Consider the following 20,510-nt stretch of genomic DNA (forward strand, 5'->3'; position numbering starts at 1 on the left):
GCCGCTTAACCAGAATTACCGGCAATTCCTTACAGAAGCTGCTTTCAAAGTTTTACGCCTGCAGAACGGGGAGCTGATGAGGGTTGGCGTTGGGCTTTTCCCCGCTGGAAAAACCCTTCGCCAACACCGCTCTGAAGGAACGACTGTGCTCGTGACGCTTTGAAAACAGCTTCTTGACGGACATTGGCGCCTTAAAAGGCTGGCTGATTCTACGGCAAAAAAATTTGAAAGGTAAGTTAGGGCCAAAACTTTGAGGGGTGATGAATGTTAGACAAAGGGCTAACATGCCGACCTGTTCTGCTTTCCCGTGTTTTGTCTACCTATGCCCAATCAGACCATCAAGACCCCCTGCGTCGGCCTCTGCTCCACTGTTTACGGTGATTTGGTGTGCCGTGGCTGCAAGCGTTTCCATCACGAAGTGATCCACTGGAACGGTTACAACGAGGAAGAAAAACGCGCGGTGTGGTTGCGTCTTGAACAGCTGTTGTCGCAGGTGATGGCTGCCAAGGTAGAAATTTTCGATCCGGCGCTGCTAAGAATGCAGCTGGAACAGCGCAAGATCCGCTTTGTTCCGCATCAGTCGGAGTATTGCTGGGCTTATCAACTGATCGCTCGGGGCGCGCGGGTCATCAACAATCTTGAAGCCTATGGGATGGTGCTGCTGCCGGAGTTTCGCGACTGGAACCTGCCGGAACTGAGGGATGCCATTGATCGGGAGTTTTTCCTGCTCTCGGAAGCGCATTACCAGCGTTACATTGCGCCGGGGTTTCTCAAGGACGCATTCGGCGGATAGCCTTTGAAGGCAAAGATCGCAGCCTCGTTTCACTCGACAGCTCCTACAGGGGAACACGATCCATGTAGGAGCTGCCGAAGGCTCGGGCCGCGATCGGACGATCTTTTGATCTTGCTTAATGCCGGGTCACGATCTCTTCCAGGTGATCCATGATGTCGTCCGGCTTGAGCACCAGCACATCGCTCTCCAGCGCATCAAGCACCACTTCCGCTGTATTACCGATCAACGCCCCGGACAACCCGGTCCGCGCCACCGTGCCGATCACCGTCAAAGACGCCTCCAGCTTATGGGCCATAAACGGTATCAATACATCCGCCGGGCCTTCCTCGATGTGCAGGTGGTCGTCGTCGATGTCGAACTCGGCCTGGAACGCCTTGCACTGCTCGCGGTAACGGGCCTCGATGGTTTCCTTGAGCTGTAACGTCGGGTCGGCCGCCGACAGCATCGGCGACGGATGGGCGCTGATTACGTGTAAATGGGCCTTGGCCAGGCTGGAAATGTCGTAGCCATGATCGATGATGCTGGCATGCAAGGTGCGGTGTTCTCCGTCCATATTGCCGACATCGATGGCCGCCAGGATCACGCCGCCGGCCCAGGATTTGGCGGTTTTCACCAGCAGCACCGGAGTCGGGCAGTAGCGCAGCAGTTTCCAGTCCGCCGGGGTCAGCAGGGCCTTTTTCAGTGGACTGTCGGGATAATGCTGCTTGACCACCAGCCCGCAACCTTCAGCCTGCTGCACATCGATGATGGTTTGATGCAAGCTCTGATTCCAGGCCTGTTCGGTGGTGACGTTGTAACCGTCCGCCAGTAAAGCGGCCTTGAGCACCCCCAACATGCCACTGTGATCATGCTTGGGGTCGCACACCAGCAGATGCAGATGCGCCTGGGTCACGCCTGCAATCAATTTGGCCCGTTTGAGCGCGAGGCTTTCGGAGTGTTCGGGGTCGATGACCACCAGAATGCTGCGTACGGCTTGCATGATCGGGATCTCCTGAAAATGAAAAAGCACGGCGTTGCACAACTATAGTTGCTGCCAGCGATTCGGGGACTTGATGCATATCAACGGTCGCGGCTGGTGGTCTGTCGGCAGGCCGGTATAATCGGCGCCCTTCGTTTTGAACCTTTTATCCGTGAGCCCCATGATCCTTCCCGAAATTCACGAGTTCCTTGGCTGCCGCACGCCCGACGGTTGGGTCCAGGCCGCGCTGGCCGATCAGGAAACGCTGCTGATCGACCACAAAAACTGCGAATTCAAGGCGGCCAGCACGGCGTTGAGCCTGATTGCCAAGTACCACTCCCACGTCGATCTGATCAACCTGATGTCGCGTCTGGCCCGGGAAGAGCTGGTGCACCACGAGCAGGTCATGCGCCTGATGAAAAAACGCAAGATCGAGCTGCGTCAGCTGTCCGCCGGGCGTTACGCCTCGGCGCTGCGCAAAGTGGTGCGTAACCACGAACCGGTGAAACTGGTGGACACCCTGGTGGTCGGCGCTTTCATCGAAGCCCGCAGTTGCGAGCGTTTCGAGGCGTTGGTGCCGCATCTGGATGAAGAACTGGGCAAGTTCTACTTCGGCCTGCTGAAAAGCGAAGCCCGGCATTTCCAGGGTTACCTGAAACTGGCCTATCAGTACGGTGACGCCAAGGACATTGCCCAGGTGATCGACAAGGTGCGTGACGCCGAACAGGCGTTGATCGAATCGCCGGATGTGGAGTTCCGGTTCCACAGTGGTGTGCCGGTCGCGGCGTGACAAAGTTTGATCTTCAATAATTGTAAAAAACTCTTAAAAGAATGAAACATCGCCCAAAACCGGCCCCCGTGGCCGGTTTTTGCTGTCTGCGATAACCGTCCCTTCATCGATTGGCGCCATAATGCCGGCCATTTCATTCAAGGGTTGGCAGACGGTCATCATGGATAGCCTGGGTTTTGGCAAAGTATTGCTGGTGGAAGACGACGAGAAACTCGCCGGGCTGATTGCGCATTTCCTGGCCCAACACGGCTTTGAAGTCCGAGAGGTGCACCGCGGTGACCTTGCGATGGCCGCGTTCCTTGAGTTCAAACCGAAAATCGTCGTACTCGACCTGATGTTGCCGGGCCAGAGCGGCCTGCACGTGTGCCGCGAAATCCGCAGCGTATCCGACACCCCCATCGTCATTCTCACCGCCAAGGAAGACGACCTCGATCACATTCTCGGCCTGGAATCCGGTGCCGACGACTACGTGATCAAACCGATCAAGCCTCCGGTGCTGCTGGCCCGTCTGCGCGCCTTGCAGCGCCGTCAGATGCCGGACAGCAGTGCGTGCAGCTCACTGGAATTCGGCCATCTGAGCATCGATCGCAGTTGCCGCGAAGTGCGCCTGGCGGGAGAAGGCATTGAGCTCACCACCATGGAATTCGAACTGCTGTGGTTGCTGGCCAGCGCCGCTGGCAAGACTCTGTCCCGCGACGACATCCTCAACCGCATGCGCGGTATCGCTTTCGACGGCCTCAATCGCAGCGTCGACGTGTACATCAGCAAATTGCGCGGCAAGCTCAAGGACAACCCGCGTGAGCCGGTGTGCATCAAGACTGTGTGGGGCAAGGGGTATCTGTTCAATCCGTTTGCGTGGGAGCTGTAAATGCTGCGGTTATTTTTGGGACTGTTTCTGGTGATGACGGTTGGCTTGATACTGGGGCTGCAAACCGTCGAGCGCACGTTCGATGCGCTGCTCGACGGCCAGATGCGGAGCTACAACCAAGAGGCGGTGCGTGGTCAGGCCTGGTCGCTGACCGAGCAGTTGCGTGGCCTGGACGGTTCGGCCCGGGAGCGACAACTGGAAGCCGTGCGCCCTCACTACGGCTTGGGCTTGACCCTGGTCGAGACCGACCAACTGGCCCTGACCGATCAGGAGAAAACCGAGTTGGCCCAGGGCCTGCTGGTGATTCGCGACGAGTACACGCAGTTCATTTCACGCATTGACGACGGTCCGCAACTGCTCAGCATCAAGCTGCCGGCCGAGCCGAGTCTGATGCCGTTCTACATTGCCGCGGCCTATTTGATGATCGCGGTGATGATCGGTTGCGTGTTGTTTTTCTGGGTGCGCCCGCACTGGCGCGATCTTGAAAAACTGCGCCTGGCCGCCGAACGCTTTGGCGACAATGACCTGTCGGCGCGCATCCAGCTGTCCAGGCGCTCGAACATTCGCGATCTGGCTCAGCACTTCAACCTGATGGCGGCGCGCATCGAAGGCCTGATTGCCAATCAGCGCGAGCTGACCAACGCGGTGTCCCACGAACTGCGCACGCCGATTGCGCGCTTGTCGTTCGAGCTCGATCAACTCAAGCAACAACCCGATCCGACCCGGAACCGCGAGTTGATTTGCGACATGTACGCCGACCTCGGCGAGCTGGAAGAGATGGTTTCCGAGCTGCTGACGTACGCCAGCCTCGAGCGCGGCGCTACGGTGATTACCCGAGAGAACATTCAGGCCAGCCATTGGCTCGACAGCGTGGTGGGCAGCGTGGCGCTGGAGGCTGAAGCCGCCGGGGTGCAGCTGCTGATTGTCGAATGTCAGGTCGACGAGGTTCGTATCGAACCGCGCTTCATGGCCCGGGCGGTGATCAATTTGCTGCGCAATGCCATTCGCTATGCCGACGAACGGGTGGAAGTATCGTTGGGGCGCACCGGCGATCTTTACGAAGTGCGGGTCAACGACGACGGGCCAGGCGTGCCGCTGGACGGGCGGGAGAAAATCTTCGAACCGTTCTCGCGCCTCGATGCCAGCCGCGACCGCCGCACCGGTGGTTTCGGCTTGGGCCTGGCGCTGGTGCGGCGGGTGTCGCAATCCCATGGCGGGCAAGTGGAAGTGGCGGATTCGCCGTGGGGTGGGGCGTCGTTTCGCATGACCTGGGCGCACCTGGATTAGATCTTTTTGGGACACCAATCGGCCGCATCGTTGGCCAGGCACTGCGCCGCCAGCACCGTCGAAAAACTCCACGGATCATTGACCGGCAATGACCAGGTAAAATCCGCTCCGCGACTCGCATGTTCGAAGGTGGCGCCGAGGATGATCGGCCCCATCTGGTAGGTCCCGTCCAGCCCCAGCACCGACCGCGACTTGATCGAACCCATGCCGTCGAGCTCATCCAGGCCTTTGAATCCGCTCTTGCGATCCTTGCGCACATCACTGGCGCCGACGTACACGCTCAAACCGAAATCGTCTTCATCAAACGCCCAGCCCAGATCTTTATGGGTATCGAGGAAAACTCTGTAAGGGCTGCTGATCTTTGCCCCCAGCAACGGCGCCACTACGCGTTCGTCGCTGCTGCTGTAACACGGCACGCTGGCGGCAAACAGCAGGCAGCATGAAGTCAACGATAGAGACAACGAACGGAACATGGGAGCACCCGAAGGGAGATTGGATGCGGCCATGCTAGGCGGGTGCCAGCGAGCAATCTTTGACAGCTTTGTCGGGAAACTGTCAAAGACTGTGAATGGACTTAGCGGCTTAAACCCAAGCGAACATGCCACTGGGCAATGGACTCTGTGGGGTAGACCTCGAATTGCTGGTCACGTGGATGCACCTCGACTTTCACCCACGGCGCCTTGGAGCCGAGCATCAAATGCGTGTGCTCGGGCGGCACTGGCAATGGAGTGTCGATGGCCGAGGCAAACGGGTGAATCAGCTCCGGCCATTCAGGGCTGAACAGCCATAACCCCGAACCGCACAGGGAACAGAAATGCCGCTCGGCGGTGCTGCGTCGGGCACGCTTATCGCCTTTGTCCTTGAGCCGCGCATGGTAAATCGAGATGTGCTTGCGGCCGCGCACCTTGAGGCTCCGGGCATCGCCGCCGAGGTTGATCGCGTAACCGCCACCGCCCTGGGTCTTGCGACAGATCGAGCAGTAGCAACGCTGATAAGGGTAGGGGTGGGCGCTGGTCAGGCTGAACGACACCGCGCCGCAATGGCAGGAGCCTTCGAGCTGCATGGGAGCCTCCGATGGGGATGGGATGACTCAAGACAGACTAGACCGTAAGCGTTTCTGGACTTGAATTTATGCCCGCGCTATCGCGGTCTACCGGTTAGGCACCCGCCACAAATACCACGCCGCCACCGTCCTATAAGGGCTCCACGCCCGCCCGATATCGATCATCTGCTTGCGACTCGGCTGTTGTTCCAGCCCCTTGAGCCGGCGATAACCCTCACGCACCCCGAAGTCATCGGCGGGCAGAACGTCTGGCCGTTCCAGGCTGTAGATCAGCAGCATTTCCACGGTCCAGCGGCCGACTCCGCGCAAGGTGATCAAGCGCTCGATCAATGCTTCATCGTCCATGGCCAGCGCCGTGGCGTAGTCCGGCACCACGCCATCCAGAGCGGCCTGAGCAATGCCCTGAATGGTTGCGATTTTGCTGGCGGAAAAGCCGCAACCGCGCATCTGCTCGAAGTCGGTCGCCAGGATCTGCTCGGGTCTGGGGAAGGTGCTAGTGGGAAACAACGCCAGCAGCCGACCGACAATCGCATCGCCGGCCTTTGCATGCAGTTGCTGATAGGCAATCGCCCGCACCAGCGATTCATAAGGATCGCGAGCCGCATGGGGCTGATGCAGGCAGGGGCCGATGGCACTGATGTGGCGCTGCCAGTCGGCATCGAGGGCCGAGAGGAATTTGCTGGCCAGTTGATAGGTGTCGGGCATGGAGCATCCTGAGGGGCGGGTGACTGCGGCAAGACTAGTCGTCCCCCCGCAGCGCCGCACTCCATTGCTTGCGGTCAAACTTTCCCGGTCGGGGCCAGCAGGGCGTTCACTTGGCCGTAGGTGAAGGCCTTCAGTTCGCTGCTATCGAGTTTTCCAGTTTGCAGAAAGCTTTTGGCCAGGCCGGCCATGGCGCCGTAGAGGAATTCGGCGATGCCCGAGCCGGCGCTCAAACGGCGCACGCCAAGGGCTTGCAGTTCTTCAGGCGACGGCAGGCCCGGGAAGCCGAGCACGTTCAGCGGCAGCGTCGTGCCGTGGCACAGGGCGTCGATCTCGTACGCCGCCGTGACGCCAGCGGCGAACAATCCGTCGGCACCGGCGGCCTGATACAACGCGGCGCGTTTGAGCGTCTCGGCGACGCGATCTTCGGCCGGCACCAGGCCCCTGAGGTACACGTCAGTGCGGGCATTGATGAACAGCTTTACGTTCCGGCGATTGGCGACCTGGCGCGCGATTTCGATCTTGCGGGCCAGCAGGTCGGGCGGGGCAGAACCGTCCTCGATATTGATCCCCACGGCACCGGCGGCGATCACTGCGTCGACCACTTGCGCAACCCGGTCCAGGTCATCGGAATAACCCGCCTCGATGTCTACGCTCAACGGCACGCTGATGACCCGAGCGATGGATTCGACTGTGGAAACCAGCCGCTCAAGCGGCAAGGTGTTGCCATCCGGATAACCATGAACCCAGGCCACCGCTGCGCTGCTGGTGGCCACGGCTTTGCTGCCCAACTGTTCCACCAGTCGCGCCCCGGTGGCATCGGCGACGTTGGTCAGAATCAGCAGCCCGCTCTGGTGCAGTTGGTGGAACTGAGTGTCGAGTGTGTCCATGGAATGTCCTTCCTTATGACTTTTTTGAAAACTGTTTGTTGGAAAACCGTTTATTGGAAAACAGGGGGGAGTGATCAGAATGCCAGTTGTTGGGTGATTTGCACCGCGGCGCTTTCCAGCCTGAGCAGAAACGCTTTGCGCGGTTGTCCTCCACCATAGCCGGTCAGCGAGCCGTCTGCGCCGATCACCCGATGACAGGGCAGCACAATCGCCAGACGGTTTTGCCCGTTGGCCATGCCCACGGCGCGACTGGCGCCAGGCTTGCCCAATTGCGCGGCAATCGCGCCATAGGTGCTGGTCTGGCCGTAGGGGATCTTCATCAGCTCGGTCCACACCTGTTTGGCGAATGCGCTGCCGGGCAGGTGCAATGGCACGCTGAACTCGCTGCGTTTGCCGGCAAAGTATTGCGCCAGTTCTTCTTCGATCTGCCGCAAATGCCCGTTGTGTCCGGGGGCCACGGCATAGCCATAACGGTTCTGCAGTTCTTCGATTTCCTTGGTCAATGCCGGTCGATCGAGAAACTCCAGCAGCACCAGCCCGCGCCGTTCGGCCATGGCGATCATCGGCCCCAGCGGGGTGGTCAATCGGGTGAACAGCAGGGGCTCGCTGTGGGCAGCGCGGCCGGGGGTGATGTGGAAAGACTTTTGAAACGCATCGCGAAAACCGCTCAGGGATTCGTAGCCGGAATCGAACGCCGCGTTGTCGATGGATTCGCCCTGTTTGATGCCACCCAGGGCGATGCCGAGGCGCCGGCTGCGTAGCCAGGCGTGAAAGGTCATGCCGAAATGCTGCTTGAACCAGCGCCGCAATTTCAGCGGCTCGATGCCTTCGGCAAGCAATTGGGCATCGGTCCAGCGCAGGTCGGGGTCGGCGTCGACGGATTTCAGCAGTTGTTGCACCCAGTCCGGTGCAATGGCCGCGGCGTCCAGCGGTTTGCACCGCAGGCAGGCCCGATAACCCGCCGACATCGCCTCATCGGCATGAGCGAAGAACTCGACGTTTTCCGGCTTCGGTTTGCGCGCCGTGCAACTGGGGCGGCAGAAGATGCCGGTGGTTTTCACCGCGGTAAAGAACACCCCCTCGTAGGCGGTGTCGCGTTCGAGCATGGCGCGAACCATCTCGGCGTGAGGCGGAAGTACAGCGTTTTGTAGGTTCATGGGCTGAGCATAAGCCGCGTCGCCTGGCGCCTCCACCGGAAAATCGACAGAGAATTTTTGTACCCTGAGCTACAGTCATCGGGTCACCGGCAATGCTGTAAACGATATTTTCAGGAATCCATCCCAATGCAAGCATTCACGATTAAACACATCGATCACATCGTCCTGCGCGTCGAGGACCTCGAACGAAGCATCGCTTTTTACGGTGAGGTGTTCGGCGCCGAACTGGTCAAACGCCGTGACGATCTGGGCCTGGTGCATTTGCGTGCGGGCACCTCGATGATCGACCTCGTCGACATCCAGGGCGAACTCGGCCGCACGGGCGGTGCTGCCGCTGGTCGCGAACGGCGCAACGTCGACCACTTCTGCCTGCGCATTGAACCGTTCGACGAGGAAGCGCTGATCAGTCACTTGCAGTCCTTTGGCCTGAAACCCGAGAAAGCCGCCGTGCGTTTCGGCGCCGAGGGCAACGGGCTGTCTATCTATTGCTTCGATCCGGACGGCAACCAGGTCGAACTGAAAGGGCCGTCCCAAGCGTAAAGGTCAGGCCCGTTTCGCCATCAACAGCACTGAAGCCGCCGCCGACAACAATCCCGCGCAGCAACGGTTGAACATCCGCTTGCCCCGCGGTTCGGCGAACCAGCGGCGCATGTGCAGGCCCATGTAGGCGTAGGCGCTGATGGCGATCCATTCCAGCATCAGGAACAACGCGCCGAGCACCGCGAATTGCGGAGTCACCGCCTGTGTCGGGTCGACGAACTGTGGCAGGAAGGCAGTGAACAGCAAAATGGCCTTCGGATTACCCGCCGCCACCAGAAATTCCTGCCGCGCCAGGGCCAGGATCCCCACCGGCGTGCCGGTGATGTGCTGCTCGGCTTCGGGATTGGCACGCCACAGTTGCCACGCCAGGTACAACAGGTAAGCGGCACCGATAATCTTGATCGCGTAGAACAGCCATTCCGAGGTTTTCAGCACCACCGACAACCCGGCGGCGGCCAGGCCGATCATCCCGGCAAACGCCAGCAAACGCCCGACGCCGGCCACACAGGCACGACGATAGCCATAACGGGTGGCGTTACTGACCGACAACAGATTGTTCGGGCCGGGGGCCATGTTCAAGGCGAAGCAGGCCGGCAGAAACAGGAAGAGGGTGGCGAGGTCCATGAACAGGGCTCCAGGAACGGGAGCGGTATTTTTATCACGGGTGGTTGGTGGTTTGGGCCATACAGCGGTGGATGCAAATGGCCGTACAGAGAACAACACGGGACAGACCACGATTGTTCGGCATTTGCCTTAAATCGTGGTCTGTCCCTTTTTTACGGGTGAACATCAAGATCAAAAGATCGCAGCCTTCGGCAGCTCCTACGCCGGACGTGGGGCTTCTACGGGCGGGGTGCCGTCGTGAAACATTGTCTTCAGTTGAGCTCGCAGTTCCGGTGAATCGGTGTGCTTGTGAACACTGACCGCATGCTGTGCCGCGGCCTCCAGCAGTTCGTTTTCAGAGTCTGCGGACAGGGCGACCGAGCATTTGGAAGCGCTTGGGAACTCGCGGCAGTCGATGTATTTACGGGCCATAATCTTTTCCTCCCTACGGTGAAGGCAGGCCGTGGCCTGCGTGAACGATCACCCGACGCGTCCCCCTACATCCAACGATTGCCTGTCGCATCGAGTGTGCCGACTCTCAAAGTATAGGCCCGGCACCAGGCAGGAACGCTGACCGACTGTGCGGTGAAGCATTTCCATGCCGATTGTCGTGAGCAAAGGGGTGTTTTCTTCAATACGGCGTTCACCCGGCTCTTTACCTTGAGGCCTGGTTCAATTGAATTGAAGAAGGTATGCAATGAGTCTGATTCTTTCCATGGCGGCGTTTGCCCTGGTCGCCTCCATTACACCGGGGCCGGTGAATATTGTGGCCTTGAGTTCGGGGGCACAGTTCGGCTTTCGCGCCAGTCTGCGGCATGTTGCCGGGGCGACTCTGGGGTTTGTGCTGTTGTTGGTGCTGATGGGTCTGGGGTTGCATGAGGTGTTGCAACGATGGCCGGCGCTGACGCAGGTGGTGCAACTGGCGGGTGTAGCGTTTCTGTTGTTCATGGCCTGGAAGCTGGCGGCGGACGATGGTCGCATCGATGCAAAAGAGTCGCGCCGAGCACCGTCGATGCTGTACGGCGCGGTGATGCAATGGCTCAATCCGAAAGCCTGGCTGGCGTGTGTAGCGGGCATGGGCGCCTTCGTCGCGGACGGCGAGGCGCGGTTGGTGTGGCAGTTTGCGGCGGTGTATCTGGTGATTTGCTATGTGTCTGTCGGTTGTTGGGCGTATGCCGGCACATGCCTGCAGGGCTATCTGAGTAATCCTGCAAGCATGCGTTTGTTCAATCGGGTGATGGCGGGTTTGCTGGGGGGGAGTGCAGCGTATTTGCTGTTTTCCTAGGCACCACCCCCCAGACAATCATTTCAATCGAGGCCGTGCAGCAAGCTGAACTCGTTTTTTGTCAGCGGTGTGAACCGGTTGTTTCGTAGCTGGCTGATGGCATACAGCGCACGACCGGTTCGGCCGTTACCGTCGCCCAGACCGTGGAAACCCACGACGGTCGCGAGCAAATGCTTGTCGAAATGCTCATGGCCGGTGTTCAGTGTTTTCAGATGCTGTTCCATGGCAGCGAATCCGCTGATGTTACTTGGATAGATTTGGCCATCGTTTCGTACGCGTACGACGTTTGCGGAGGCAGGTGCCATGCGCCGGTGCACCTCTTTGATCACTGCGGGATCGGTCAACGACTTTTTGTTGCCCGCATATTCACGCAGTACCGCAACCATGTCGTCGACGTTATTACCTTTGGAGGTTGAACCGTTCATTATCCAGGCTCCAGCCCGTTGCGCATTGTCTGTATAGCCGTTTGGGTTGAAGGTCGACTCCGGCATGAACTGGTTATACGGCGCTTTGCCGAGGTCCTTTGTAAGCACATTTTGCTGGTAGTTTTTTACGTAGGTGACATTTTTTGTTTCGATGCGAGCAAAGTCTGTCAGTACATCGACGTAACCTTGGGCATCCGATGCGGAACGTACATTGCTGTAGCCAAGTTTGTATTCTTTCTGGAATACCTTGAATACCTCATCCACCGCCGATCGGCTGGTCAACGACTCCAAGTCCTGAGCCTGTTTGAGTTTAGTCGTCGATTCAACAACCGCTTTATTAAACAAATGCTCCAGTTCGACAGGTGAGGCACCCTCTGGCAAGCGATTTCCCTTGTTACCCAGACGGGTCAAAATCTGTTCGACGGTTTCAATGCTGTCGTCCTTGAATAGCGCACGCCCATGGGCAACCGTGTCCAGTGACATGCGGATCCGGGGAGCCGAGCCGGTATGGTCGATGGCCTTGATCAGGTCGTAGCTATTTGCACCGGTGAAGTAACGCAGTTGCTGTCTGGCAGCGTGTGAAGCGGAGAAGGCGCTGCCGCTCAGTTTTATCACGCCCCGGCCAAGTAGCTTGGCGCCACCCTTGAGCAGTTGCGGTACACCGCTGATGGGGTTGAATAGACCGACGACGGTACTGGCAGCGACTTTGGAGGCAGACAGTAGTTTGGAAACCAACGTCGCGGCTTTCGCGCTGATAGCGACAATTTTTACACCGATGACGGCGAAGGATACCAGCAGGACCGCTGCGTCCATGACGCAACCCAGAAGGGCGCCCCGTTGTTTTGATGGATCACCTGATGTCATGTCTTCTATGCAACCTTTGAACGGAATGATCAGGTTCAGAATTACATTAAATACTGCATCGGTTTTTTCAATTGCTTTTTCGCGTTGCGTCGAGTCGAGGCCCAGTTCCCTCAATTCAACTTCAGTGAAGTGAGGGTTCTTTTCAGCGATAAGAGTGCTGATGGTTTCCTTGCGTTCAGAGCGGAAGTATCGATTCGGCGATGTAGAGTCTGCATCATTTGCCGATGCCTTGAACTCTCCGATCTTGAGAATGAACAAATCAGAACGCGCATTGTTACGGGGCTCTATGTTTTCTCTATAGGCGCGCATATCCAGCGGGGCTCTCAGAAGCTCTTTCTGGTCTACAAAATTTGCTTCGGTTACAAAATCATTCGCCGTCACGAGAGGACGAATTGCATCGCTGAGCTCTTCACTGAACTTACACTCCATTCGCAGTGGGAAAAGTTCATAGCAGCGGATTTTTGAATCAAGTACTGCACAGAGCAGAACGCCGTAGCGGCCGGTCTTTCCGGGTAGGGAAGTAAGAGGTCTAACGATGTGTCCAGGATTAGGAAGTTCTGGAAAACGGGTCGTTGTGTGTTCTTGAACACAATAGACACCCAAGTGGCCATCTTCAATGAACTGCCGGTCCAGCGGTCGTAGTTGCGAAAACGCGATATTTATTGTGGCGGCCATCGCTTCCATTATTGCGTTGTGATGGTTGTGAATGGCGTGCTCGTACAAGTTAGCGACGGGATACAGGTGAGCCAAATCAGGGAATGACTGGTAAATGCTTTTACCTGTTGCGCGGTCCCAATCCTGGTTGTCCAGTTCATCGCCCATGTAAAGGTCTAAAACCGATACCTTTCTCCCCGCGCCGCCACCTGTTCCGCGATGTTTGACCAGCAGTTCGTCCGGGTCGCAATCAGGCACTTGGGATGTCAGTTCTTTCAAAGCCAGAGGCTTGCGGTGGGGCAATGGCTTGCCAAGTTCGTTCAGAGCGTTCGTCATCATGTCGACATGCTGTCGATACTCTTCCAGTGCCAGGGTAATGGCCTCCTGACTCAGATTGCCCTCGGCGTCCCGGGCAATAAGCCTGTTCGTCAATGCCCACGTGATCACCGGGTCAGTCGAGTGCGAGGCAAACAATGTTTTCGTTTCAGGGGTCAGTTCCGATACCCGGGCGAACCCGAGCAAGTGCTGATAAGTCATGCTTCGGGAGACACCGGGAACAATCGATTCGGCGAAATGGACGGTCTGGGTGAAGACGACCCAGGCAGGTGTTCCTACACGCAATTCGGACGGTACATCGCGGACAAGGTATTCCGGCGCCATGCCGCTCAGGACCAGCTCCGCCACCAGCGGCGCAAAGACTTCGTTGAGCTTGAATGTGGCGACCAGATGCCGTTCAAGTTGCGCACGCACCTCTGCCGGGCTGACAAGCAAGTAGCGTTTCGAATAGAGGTCGAAGCCGGCAAACGTGGTACTGGCCCGTTCAGCGTCGGGATCCAGATCAAGTAGCATCGCCGCAATGATCAGTTGCTCAATAAACTGCTCTGTGGGTTTGGGGCCATTCTCATCGGCGAACCAACCCAAGGCGTCGAGGTATTCCTGGCCGCTGCCGGAGGCCCACACGGCGATGTCAATCAGCCTCGCCATTCGGTAGCTCTGGCTGGTGGGTAATCCATCGGCGGAGCCGCTTTCGAGTCTGAGCGAATCACCCAGCAGGGTAACCAGAGGGACTTCGCCCGCCGTCTGTTCTTCGGAGACGCGACGAATGATCGCGCGATTTTCTTCTGTGAGATTGAACGGAGAGTCTGCAGGGGAATCCATCAGTTGCCAGTAATCGTCATACGGCGGGCTGTCTGGCAGTGTCGAGTTATTGATTAAGTCGATCAACTCTTTGGCGCCTTCTACAGTAGTAGGAAGCGGCAGACCATGAACGCGCAACCACTGACCGACCGCCATTTTTTCGGTGGCCGTCACCCATCCACCTGTCAGCTTGGCCATGCTGGCCAACAGTTGAAGGTCTTCTTCGAAAGATTCAATGCCGACGACAAAGTGGGTGATGTCGGTGCGGGTGGAGAAGAAGCCAACAGTGACATCCTCGGAATCAACGGTGCGGCTACTGACGTTCTCATGGGTATTAAAGAGATGCCCCTGCTCATCGACTTGAAAAGAACTCGTCGCCGGAATGGACTGTTCGGACCTGATCTTTAAAAAGTCAGGATGCCGGATAAGCCTCGACAGGCACATAGCGGCGGGGCGATGCAAATTGTCAAAGTGGGAATCGGTAATACGAGTGACTGATAAGCGATCCCACGACCAGTCGATGGTTTTCATGACATATTCATCACTGAGGAAGTTGGTAATGGCGTCAGCGACGGATTGTTTCTCGCGTTGGTTATTGGTTTGAAACAGGGCGTTGTCTGGAAAGCTCAAGTGGGAAGCTCCATCTTCTTGGGTTAAGTTTGGTTGTAACGTGGGAAGGGAGCTTAGATAAGAGTGTGGTGCTTTGTCATTTTGGTTGTATGTCTTTGTATGATATCTTTGGAAGTGCGGTTCGTTCGTTGTCGGAATGGCAACTAACTTTATAATGTATAAACTTCTAAATATTAGCTTTTAGCCGCGATACTGCCCCGGCGTCGCCGCCAGATGCTGTTTGAACGCCCGCTGAAAATGCGCCTGATCGGCAAACCCGGCTTCCAGCGCCACGTCGGCGATCAACCTGCCGCTGCGCAGTCGATCCCGGGCGAACTGGATGCGCCGGTTGACCAGAAATGCATGGGGCGTCATGCCGTAATACTGTTTGAAGGCGCGGATCAGGTAGGACGGCGACAGTTGCGCCGCTTCGCAAATGTCTTCGAGCTTGAGCAAATGCGTGCAGTTGTCGCGGATGTAGTCGGCGGCCCGTTCCAGCTTGAAGTTGGGCTCGCGCAGCGGTTGATCTATAGGGTTGAGCCGCTGTTGCACCTCGGTGAAAAACTCCACCGCCGCGCTGTGCTTGTGCAGCACGTCCTGCTGCTGATCGACCAACACCTCGTACAAGTTCTTCAGGCCGGCGAACAGCTCGACATCGCGATTGTGGGTGATGGAAAACCGGCGAAACGCCGAGTCCTGGCTGAAGTCGAGCTGATGCTGCAAGTCAGTCAACCAGGGCGTCTCGACGTACAGCATCAGGTACGTCCAGGGCTGGTCATCGATCGGATTGCAGGCATGCACATCGCCGGGGTTCATCAACACCACGGTGCCGGCGCTGACTTGAAACTCCGATTGCTCATGGATGTAGGTGCTGCGCCCGGCGGTGATCGCGCCGATGGAAAAGTGTTCGTGGGAGTGCCGGGCATAGCAGACCTTGCGACCGTCGGCGATGGAGCGGGCTTCGATGAAGGGCAGGGCGTCGTCGCGCCAGAAACGCGGGGCTTTGTCTGCATCTTTGGCGACGGTGTGCTTCATCTCAATGTCCTTGGCGGGCCAGTACCTGAGTGTATTAGCTCTGGCCGGCAAAGGCTCGTTCCAGTTCGGCGATGTCGAGTTTTTTCATCTGCAACATCGCTTGCATGGCGCGCTGGGATTTTGCCGTGTCGGGGTCTTGCATCATGTGCATCAGCGCCACCGGCACGATCTGCCATGACATCCCGAATTTGTCCTTGAGCCAGCCGCACTGCTGCGCCTGCACCGGACCACCGGCGGACAGGGTGCCCCAGAAGTGGTCGACTTCCTCCTGGTTCTGGCAGTTGACCTGGAACGACACCGCTTCGTTGAAGGTGAACACTGGCCCGCCATTGAGGCCGGTGAAGGTCTGGCCATCGAGCTCGAAACTGACGGTCATCACCGAGCCTTCCGGCCGGCCGTGGATTTCCTGACCGGCCTTGCCGTAATGGGTGATGGCGGTGATTTTCGAGTGATCGAAGATCGAGCAATAAAACTTCGCCGCCGCTTCGGCCTGATCGTCAAACCACAGGCAGGGTGTGAGTTTTGGAAAGCGTTGCATGGCGGTTGTCCTCGGCAGGTTGAACACTCTGGATTATCAGCGTAGCCAGCCCGAGGTCACTCGGTTGTGCCGTAGATCGACAAATTGAATGCCGGGTGTAGTCCTAATGACTCCGTGTGCTGTCGTTATGACTCCATTTTTGACGAGTCATATTGACTTCATCTGCCGTAGTTAACTGATTTTATTGATTAAATTAGTTGGCACGAGACTTGATGTTTCAAACGTATGACTGATCCCCCTTTCAGGAGTACGGAACAATGTTCGATGCCTTCAGACTGCCCCAGAATCAACCGCGCCTGCCGTGCCCGGGCCTCGTCGGCGTGGAGGCCTGAAATGCGCAAACTTGCCGCCGCACCGGTCTTCAGTCTCGGGTTTCGCCCGTTCTTCCTGGCTGGCGCCGGATTTGCCATGGTAGCGCTGGCCATCTGGGCACTCTGGCTGTACGGCCGATTGCCCGGTGCACAACCGATTGGCGGGATGCTCAACTGGCATCGACATGAAATGCCGTTCGGATTTGCCTGCGCAATCATCGCCGGGTTCCTGCTGACAGCGGTGCCAAACTGGACCGGGCGTCCGGGCTTGAGCGGTTGGCCTTTGATCGGTCTGCTGCTGGTGTGGCTGCTGGCGCGATTCGCTTGGTTGATGCCGATACCCCCGCAAGCGTTGATTGCGCTGCAACTGCCTTTTCTGCCGTTGCTGGCATGGGTACTTGGACGGGAGCTGGTCGCGGCCGGTAAACGCGACAACTATCCGATTCTGTTGGTGATTGTCCTGATGGCGGGCTGTCAGGCAATGACGTTATGGGGTATCGCCACTGATGACGTCGGGCTGCAACGCCGAGGTGTGCTGGCGGCATTGTGGCTGGTGGCGGCGTTGATGACGGTGATTGGCGGGCGGGTGATTCCGTTCTTCATCCAGCGCGGTTTGAAGCGTCCCGCAGGGCCGGCGACTCATCCATTGCCGACTCGAATATTGCTGCTGGGCGGATTGCTGGCGGCGGTGTCTTTCGCCGTCGGTTTGAATGATGTCCCCCGTGTTTGGCTGGCGGTGTTGTATGGGGTGTTGGGCGGTTTGCATCTGGCTCGTCTGTGGCGTTGGCATGATCGGGGGATCTGGCGGGTGCCGCTGCTCTGGTCGTTGTATCTGGCCTATGCCTGGCTGGCGGTCGCCGCGCTGGCCATGGCGCTGTGGCACATTGGCAGCCTGCCGCAACAGAGCCTGGCCACGCACTCCCTGGCGGTTGGCGGGGTCGGCGGGCTGATTCTGGCGATGATTGCTCGCGTCAGCCTCGGTCATACCGGGCGATTGTTGCAGCCTCCGAAAACCGTGGTCCTGGGGTTTGTCTTGCTGGTGATTGCCGGTGTGTTCCGCGTGTTTGTCGTGCCGTTTTCCGGGGGCGGGCTGGGGATGTCGGCGCTGCTTTGGTGCGCTGGTTTCGGCCTGTTCCTGACGCAGTACACCGGGATCCTGCTCAAGCCGAGGGGCTAGCACCAGCGATGGCCTCTGGGTGACCGGTGGTCGATGAACATGGCTTGTGGGTCAAATTGCGCTTAGCTGTAGGGATAACCCAAGGCGCGCGTAACCCGCCGACGGAAAAATAATGGCGTCGCGGTAGAGGCGCCCCTTCAGAACATCGTGAGTCTGAGGAAATCCGCCATGCTGACCCTGAACATCAATGGCAAGGACCAGGAACTGGATGTCCCCGCGGACATGCCTTTGCTCTGGGTTCTGCGCGATGTCGCGCACCTGACGGGTACCAAATTCGGTTGCGGCATGGCCCAGTGTGGCGCCTGCACCGTACACGTCGACGGCGCGCCGCTGCGCTCCTGCATCACGCCCGCCACGGCGGTGGCCCACGGGCAGAAAATTCTCACCATCGAAGGCCTGTCCAGCGACGGCTCGCACCCGGTGCAACAGGCCTGGGCCGAGCTCGACGTGGTTCAGTGCGGTTATTGCCAGTCCGGGCAGATCATGTCGGCGGCCGCGTTGCTGGCGAAGATCCCCAAGCCTACCGACAGCGACATCGACCAGGCGTTGTCCGGCAACATTTGCCGCTGCGGCACCTACCCAAGAATCCGCGCGGCGGTCAAGCGCGCCGCCGAGATCGGTTGAGGTTGAAGCCACGTTGAAGGGAGTCTGAGCCATGCACAGCATCAACTCTGTCTCGCGTCGCGGTTTTCTCAAGGGCAGTGCCGTGTTGGGTGGCGGTCTGGTGGTGGGGTTTGTCATTCCTGGCAGCCATCGCTTCGCCTTCGGTGCCGAGAATCAAGGAGACGTTTTCGCGCCCAATGCCTTTTTACGCATCGGCAACGACAACGGCGTCACCGTGCTGCTCGGCCATTCGGAAATGGGCCAGGGCATCTGGACCGGCCTGACCATGTTGATCGCTGAAGAACTGGACGCCGACTGGTCGAAAATCCGCGTCGAACACGCGCCAGCCTCGGCCGCCGAGTATGGCTTGCCGGCGTTTGGCGGGATGCAAATCACCGGCGGTTCGACCTCGACCTGGATGGAGTTCGATCGCTATCGCCAGGCCGGAGCGGCGGCGCGCTTGATGCTGATCGAGGCGGCGGCCAAGCGATTCGACATGGCGCCTTCGCAGATTCGCACCGAGTCGGGCGTGGTCATTGCCGGCGACAAGCGCGCTACTTACGGCGAACTGGCGGATGACGCCGGCAAGTTGCCGGTGCCGGATCCGGCCTCGATCAAGTTCAAGGAGGCCAAGGACTGGAAGGTCATCGGCAAGCCCACCAAGCGTCTCGACACCCCGGAGAAAATCACCGGGCAGGCCAAGTTCGGCATGGACGTGCAATTCGACGGGCTCATGACCGCGGTAGTCGCTCGGCCGCCAGTGTTCGGTGGCAGTGTCAAATCCTTTGAAGGCGCCGAGGCGTTGGCGGTGCCGGGCGTGCACAAAGTGGTGCAGGTGCCCACGGGTGTCGCGGTGATTGCCGATCATTATTGGGCGGCGAAGCTGGGGCGCGATGCCCTGAAGGTCGAATGGGAACCGGGGCCGAACGCCGGGCTCGACAGCCAGCAACTGCTGGAAAGCTTCCGTAAACTCGCCACCACCCCCGGCACCTCGGTCAGCCAGGCCGGGGACGCGACGGTGATGTTGGGGAGAGCGGCGAAGACTATCGAGGCCGAATACAGCGTGCCGTACCTGGCCCACGCACCGATGGAACCGCTCAATTGCACGGTGAAAATCACCAAGGACAAATGCGAAATCTGGACTGGCACGCAGTTCCAGACCCTGGATCAGATGATCGCGGGGAAAATCACCGGGCTCAAACCCGAACAGGTTGAGATTCATACCCAATTCCTGGGTGGCGGCTTTGGGCGTCGGGCCAACCCGACCTCGGATTTTGTCAGCGAGGCGGTGTACGTCGCCAAGGCGGCGGGCGAACCGGTGAAAACCGTCTGGTCCCGAGAGGACGATATTCGCGGCGGTTACTATCGCTCGGCGTTCCTGCATCAGGCACGCATCGGGCTGGACGCCGACGGCATGCCGATCGCCTGGAAGCACGTGCTGGTCGGGCAGTCGATCATGGCCGGCACCTCGTTCGAGGCGACCATGGTCAAGGACGGCGTCGACAAAACCTCCGTCGAAGGTGTGGCCGACAGTCCTTATTTTGAGGGGCTGGCCAATCACCTGATCGATCTGCATTCACCACAAACCGGCATCAGCGTGCTGTGGTTGCGGTCGGTAGGGCATACCCACACGGCATTCGTCATGGAATCGTTGATCGATGAACTGGCAGAGGCGGCCGGCAAGGATCCGGTGGAATACCGACGAGCCTTGCTCAAGGCGCATCCACGGCATCTGGGGGTATTGAATCTGGCGGTGGAGAAAGCCGACTGGAAAGCCCCGTTGCCGGACGGCCACGCATTGGGCGTGGCGGTGCATGAGTCTTTCGGCAGCTACGTCGCCCATGTGGCCGAGGTATCCCAGGACAATCTGGCGATTCGCGTACACCGGGTGGTGTGTGCGGTGGATTGCGGCATTGCGGTCAACCCGCAGAGCATCGCCGCGCAGATGGAGTCAGGTATCACCTTCGGCCTCGGATTTACCTTGCACAGCAAATTGACGTTCAAGAACGGCCAGGTGCAGCAGTCCAATTTTCACGACTATCAGGTGCTGCGCCTGAATAAGATGCCCGTGGTCGAGGTGCACATCGTCCCCAGCACCGACAAACCCGGTGGCATCGGTGAGACCGGTGTTCCGCCCGTGGCGCCGGCCGTGGCGAACGCGGTGTTTGCCCTGACCGGGCAGCGTCTGCGGGAACTGCCGCTGCAACTGTCGGGGGTGTGA

Annotated in this window: 20 protein-coding genes; 9 read left to right on the forward strand and 11 right to left on the reverse strand. The window is 58.7% G+C overall.

All coding sequences use genetic code 11. The features are described 5' to 3' along the window. Positions 1–322: 322 nt before the first annotated feature. A complete protein-coding gene (locus tag PMI21_RS15960) occupies positions 323–793 on the forward strand; it encodes a DUF1289 domain-containing protein (RefSeq protein WP_007937731.1) in 471 nt (156 codons plus the stop codon). A gap of 115 nt (positions 794–908) precedes the next feature. On the opposite strand, the gene PMI21_RS15955 is transcribed toward PMI21_RS15960, so the two are convergent. Then, the gene (locus PMI21_RS15955; RefSeq protein WP_007937732.1) at positions 909–1,772 is read right to left on the reverse strand and encodes a universal stress protein; all 864 of its coding nucleotides are present in this window, start codon (positions 1,770–1,772) and stop codon (positions 909–911) included. A gap of 160 nt (positions 1,773–1,932) precedes the next feature. On the opposite strand from PMI21_RS15955, the gene PMI21_RS15950 reads away from it, so the two are divergent. From PMI21_RS15950 to PMI21_RS15940, 3 genes are all read left to right on the forward strand, one after another. Beyond that, a complete protein-coding gene (locus tag PMI21_RS15950; RefSeq protein WP_007937733.1) occupies positions 1,933–2,541 on the forward strand; it encodes a tRNA-(ms[2]io[6]A)-hydroxylase in 609 nt (202 codons plus the stop codon). A 160-nt stretch (positions 2,542–2,701) separates the two neighbouring features. Beyond that, positions 2,702–3,409, forward strand: a complete 708-nt coding sequence (locus tag PMI21_RS15945; RefSeq protein ID WP_033063975.1) for a winged helix-turn-helix domain-containing protein — start codon at positions 2,702–2,704, stop codon at positions 3,407–3,409. After that, positions 3,410–4,696, forward strand: coding sequence for an ATP-binding protein (locus tag PMI21_RS15940; protein WP_007937735.1), 1,287 nt, complete (start codon positions 3,410–3,412; stop codon positions 4,694–4,696). It begins immediately after the preceding gene. On the opposite strand, the gene PMI21_RS15935 is transcribed toward PMI21_RS15940, so the two are convergent. From PMI21_RS15935 to PMI21_RS15915, 5 genes are all read right to left on the reverse strand, one after another. Then, positions 4,693–5,169, reverse strand: coding sequence for a hypothetical protein (locus PMI21_RS15935; protein ID WP_007937736.1), 477 nt, complete (start codon positions 5,167–5,169; stop codon positions 4,693–4,695). The two genes, PMI21_RS15940 and PMI21_RS15935, sit on opposite strands and share 4 nt — an antisense overlap. Positions 5,170–5,270: 101 nt before the next feature. After that, entirely contained in the window at positions 5,271–5,759 is a 489-nt protein-coding gene (locus PMI21_RS15930) for a GFA family protein (RefSeq protein ID WP_007937737.1), read from the reverse strand. Positions 5,760–5,846: 87 nt separating this feature from the next. Next, complete coding sequence (locus PMI21_RS15925) at positions 5,847–6,464, reverse strand: DNA-3-methyladenine glycosylase family protein (RefSeq protein WP_007937738.1); 618 nt, start codon at positions 6,462–6,464, stop codon at positions 5,847–5,849. 74 nt (positions 6,465–6,538) lie between these two features. Continuing rightward, a complete protein-coding gene (locus PMI21_RS15920; protein ID WP_007937739.1) occupies positions 6,539–7,351 on the reverse strand; it encodes an isocitrate lyase/PEP mutase family protein in 813 nt (270 codons plus the stop codon). 74 nt (positions 7,352–7,425) lie between these two features. After that, positions 7,426–8,508, reverse strand: coding sequence for a bifunctional transcriptional activator/DNA repair enzyme AdaA (locus tag PMI21_RS15915; RefSeq protein ID WP_033063970.1), 1,083 nt, complete (start codon positions 8,506–8,508; stop codon positions 7,426–7,428). A 126-nt stretch (positions 8,509–8,634) separates the two neighbouring features. On the opposite strand from PMI21_RS15915, the gene PMI21_RS15910 reads away from it, so the two are divergent. Then, the gene (locus PMI21_RS15910) at positions 8,635–9,048 is read left to right on the forward strand and encodes a VOC family protein (protein ID WP_007937741.1); all 414 of its coding nucleotides are present in this window, start codon (positions 8,635–8,637) and stop codon (positions 9,046–9,048) included. 3 nt (positions 9,049–9,051) lie between these two features. Here the strand turns inward: PMI21_RS15910 and PMI21_RS15905 are convergent, their stop codons facing one another. Together PMI21_RS15905 and PMI21_RS15900 are read right to left on the reverse strand one after the other, a co-directional pair. After that, positions 9,052–9,672: a LysE family translocator gene (locus PMI21_RS15905; RefSeq protein ID WP_007937742.1), complete on the reverse strand. Its 621-nt coding sequence runs from the start codon at positions 9,670–9,672 to the stop codon at positions 9,052–9,054. A gap of 198 nt (positions 9,673–9,870) precedes the next feature. Then, positions 9,871–10,083, reverse strand: a complete 213-nt coding sequence (locus PMI21_RS15900) for a DUF1059 domain-containing protein (protein WP_007937743.1) — start codon at positions 10,081–10,083, stop codon at positions 9,871–9,873. 265 nt (positions 10,084–10,348) lie between these two features. Between PMI21_RS15900 and PMI21_RS15895 the strand changes: the two genes are divergently transcribed. Next, positions 10,349–10,936, forward strand: a complete 588-nt coding sequence (locus tag PMI21_RS15895) for a LysE family translocator (RefSeq protein ID WP_007937744.1) — start codon at positions 10,349–10,351, stop codon at positions 10,934–10,936. Between the two features lie 23 nt (positions 10,937–10,959). On the opposite strand, the gene PMI21_RS15890 is transcribed toward PMI21_RS15895, so the two are convergent. The 3 genes from PMI21_RS15890 to PMI21_RS15880 all read right to left on the reverse strand — a co-directional run bounded on the left by PMI21_RS15890 (position 10,960) and on the right by PMI21_RS15880 (position 16,198). Next, positions 10,960–14,646, reverse strand: coding sequence for a hypothetical protein (locus PMI21_RS15890; RefSeq protein ID WP_007937745.1), 3,687 nt, complete (start codon positions 14,644–14,646; stop codon positions 10,960–10,962). A 180-nt stretch (positions 14,647–14,826) separates the two neighbouring features. Beyond that, positions 14,827–15,660: an AraC family transcriptional regulator gene (locus PMI21_RS15885; protein ID WP_007937747.1), complete on the reverse strand. Its 834-nt coding sequence runs from the start codon at positions 15,658–15,660 to the stop codon at positions 14,827–14,829. Between the two features lie 34 nt (positions 15,661–15,694). Next, on the reverse strand, positions 15,695–16,198 hold the full coding sequence (locus tag PMI21_RS15880) for a VOC family protein (protein WP_007937748.1): 504 nt from the start codon (positions 16,196–16,198) through the stop codon (positions 15,695–15,697). 333 nt (positions 16,199–16,531) lie between these two features. Between PMI21_RS15880 and PMI21_RS15875 the strand changes: the two genes are divergently transcribed. The 3 genes from PMI21_RS15875 to PMI21_RS15865 all read left to right on the forward strand — a co-directional run bounded on the left by PMI21_RS15875 (position 16,532) and on the right by PMI21_RS15865 (position 20,510). After that, positions 16,532–17,686, forward strand: coding sequence for an NnrS family protein (locus PMI21_RS15875; RefSeq protein WP_007937750.1), 1,155 nt, complete (start codon positions 16,532–16,534; stop codon positions 17,684–17,686). 168 nt (positions 17,687–17,854) lie between these two features. Next, positions 17,855–18,310 (forward strand): (2Fe-2S)-binding protein, encoded by a 456-nt coding sequence (locus PMI21_RS15870; protein ID WP_007937751.1) that lies wholly within the window; start codon positions 17,855–17,857, stop codon positions 18,308–18,310. A 31-nt stretch (positions 18,311–18,341) separates the two neighbouring features. Further along, the gene (locus PMI21_RS15865; RefSeq protein ID WP_007937752.1) at positions 18,342–20,510 is read left to right on the forward strand and encodes a xanthine dehydrogenase family protein molybdopterin-binding subunit; all 2,169 of its coding nucleotides are present in this window, start codon (positions 18,342–18,344) and stop codon (positions 20,508–20,510) included.

Origin of the sequence: Pseudomonas sp. GM18, from assembly GCF_000282195.1 — a bacterium.
GTDB lineage: Bacteria > Pseudomonadota > Gammaproteobacteria > Pseudomonadales > Pseudomonadaceae > Aquipseudomonas.

What these genes read in the sequence shown, in the direction of transcription:
- PMI21_RS15960 (WP_007937731.1), top strand. Translation starts at nt 323, where the DNA reads ATGCCCAATCAGACCATCAAGACCCCCTGCGTCGGCCTCTGCTCCACT.
- PMI21_RS15955 (WP_007937732.1), bottom strand. Translation starts at nt 1,772, where the DNA reads ATGCAAGCCGTACGCAGCATTCTGGTGGTCATCGACCCCGAACACTCC.
- PMI21_RS15950 (WP_007937733.1), top strand. Translation starts at nt 1,933, where the DNA reads ATGATCCTTCCCGAAATTCACGAGTTCCTTGGCTGCCGCACGCCCGAC.
- PMI21_RS15945 (WP_033063975.1), top strand. Translation starts at nt 2,702, where the DNA reads ATGGATAGCCTGGGTTTTGGCAAAGTATTGCTGGTGGAAGACGACGAG.
- PMI21_RS15940 (WP_007937735.1), top strand. Translation starts at nt 3,410, where the DNA reads ATGCTGCGGTTATTTTTGGGACTGTTTCTGGTGATGACGGTTGGCTTG.
- PMI21_RS15935 (WP_007937736.1), bottom strand. Translation starts at nt 5,169, where the DNA reads ATGTTCCGTTCGTTGTCTCTATCGTTGACTTCATGCTGCCTGCTGTTT.
- PMI21_RS15930 (WP_007937737.1), bottom strand. Translation starts at nt 5,759, where the DNA reads ATGCAGCTCGAAGGCTCCTGCCATTGCGGCGCGGTGTCGTTCAGCCTG.
- PMI21_RS15925 (WP_007937738.1), bottom strand. Translation starts at nt 6,464, where the DNA reads ATGCCCGACACCTATCAACTGGCCAGCAAATTCCTCTCGGCCCTCGAT.
- PMI21_RS15920 (WP_007937739.1), bottom strand. Translation starts at nt 7,351, where the DNA reads ATGGACACACTCGACACTCAGTTCCACCAACTGCACCAGAGCGGGCTG.
- PMI21_RS15915 (WP_033063970.1), bottom strand. Translation starts at nt 8,508, where the DNA reads ATGAACCTACAAAACGCTGTACTTCCGCCTCACGCCGAGATGGTTCGC.
- PMI21_RS15910 (WP_007937741.1), top strand. Translation starts at nt 8,635, where the DNA reads ATGCAAGCATTCACGATTAAACACATCGATCACATCGTCCTGCGCGTC.
- PMI21_RS15905 (WP_007937742.1), bottom strand. Translation starts at nt 9,672, where the DNA reads ATGGACCTCGCCACCCTCTTCCTGTTTCTGCCGGCCTGCTTCGCCTTG.
- PMI21_RS15900 (WP_007937743.1), bottom strand. Translation starts at nt 10,083, where the DNA reads ATGGCCCGTAAATACATCGACTGCCGCGAGTTCCCAAGCGCTTCCAAA.
- PMI21_RS15895 (WP_007937744.1), top strand. Translation starts at nt 10,349, where the DNA reads ATGAGTCTGATTCTTTCCATGGCGGCGTTTGCCCTGGTCGCCTCCATT.
- PMI21_RS15885 (WP_007937747.1), bottom strand. Translation starts at nt 15,660, where the DNA reads ATGAAGCACACCGTCGCCAAAGATGCAGACAAAGCCCCGCGTTTCTGG.
- PMI21_RS15880 (WP_007937748.1), bottom strand. Translation starts at nt 16,198, where the DNA reads ATGCAACGCTTTCCAAAACTCACACCCTGCCTGTGGTTTGACGATCAG.
- PMI21_RS15875 (WP_007937750.1), top strand. Translation starts at nt 16,532, where the DNA reads ATGCGCAAACTTGCCGCCGCACCGGTCTTCAGTCTCGGGTTTCGCCCG.
- PMI21_RS15870 (WP_007937751.1), top strand. Translation starts at nt 17,855, where the DNA reads ATGCTGACCCTGAACATCAATGGCAAGGACCAGGAACTGGATGTCCCC.
- PMI21_RS15865 (WP_007937752.1), top strand. Translation starts at nt 18,342, where the DNA reads ATGCACAGCATCAACTCTGTCTCGCGTCGCGGTTTTCTCAAGGGCAGT.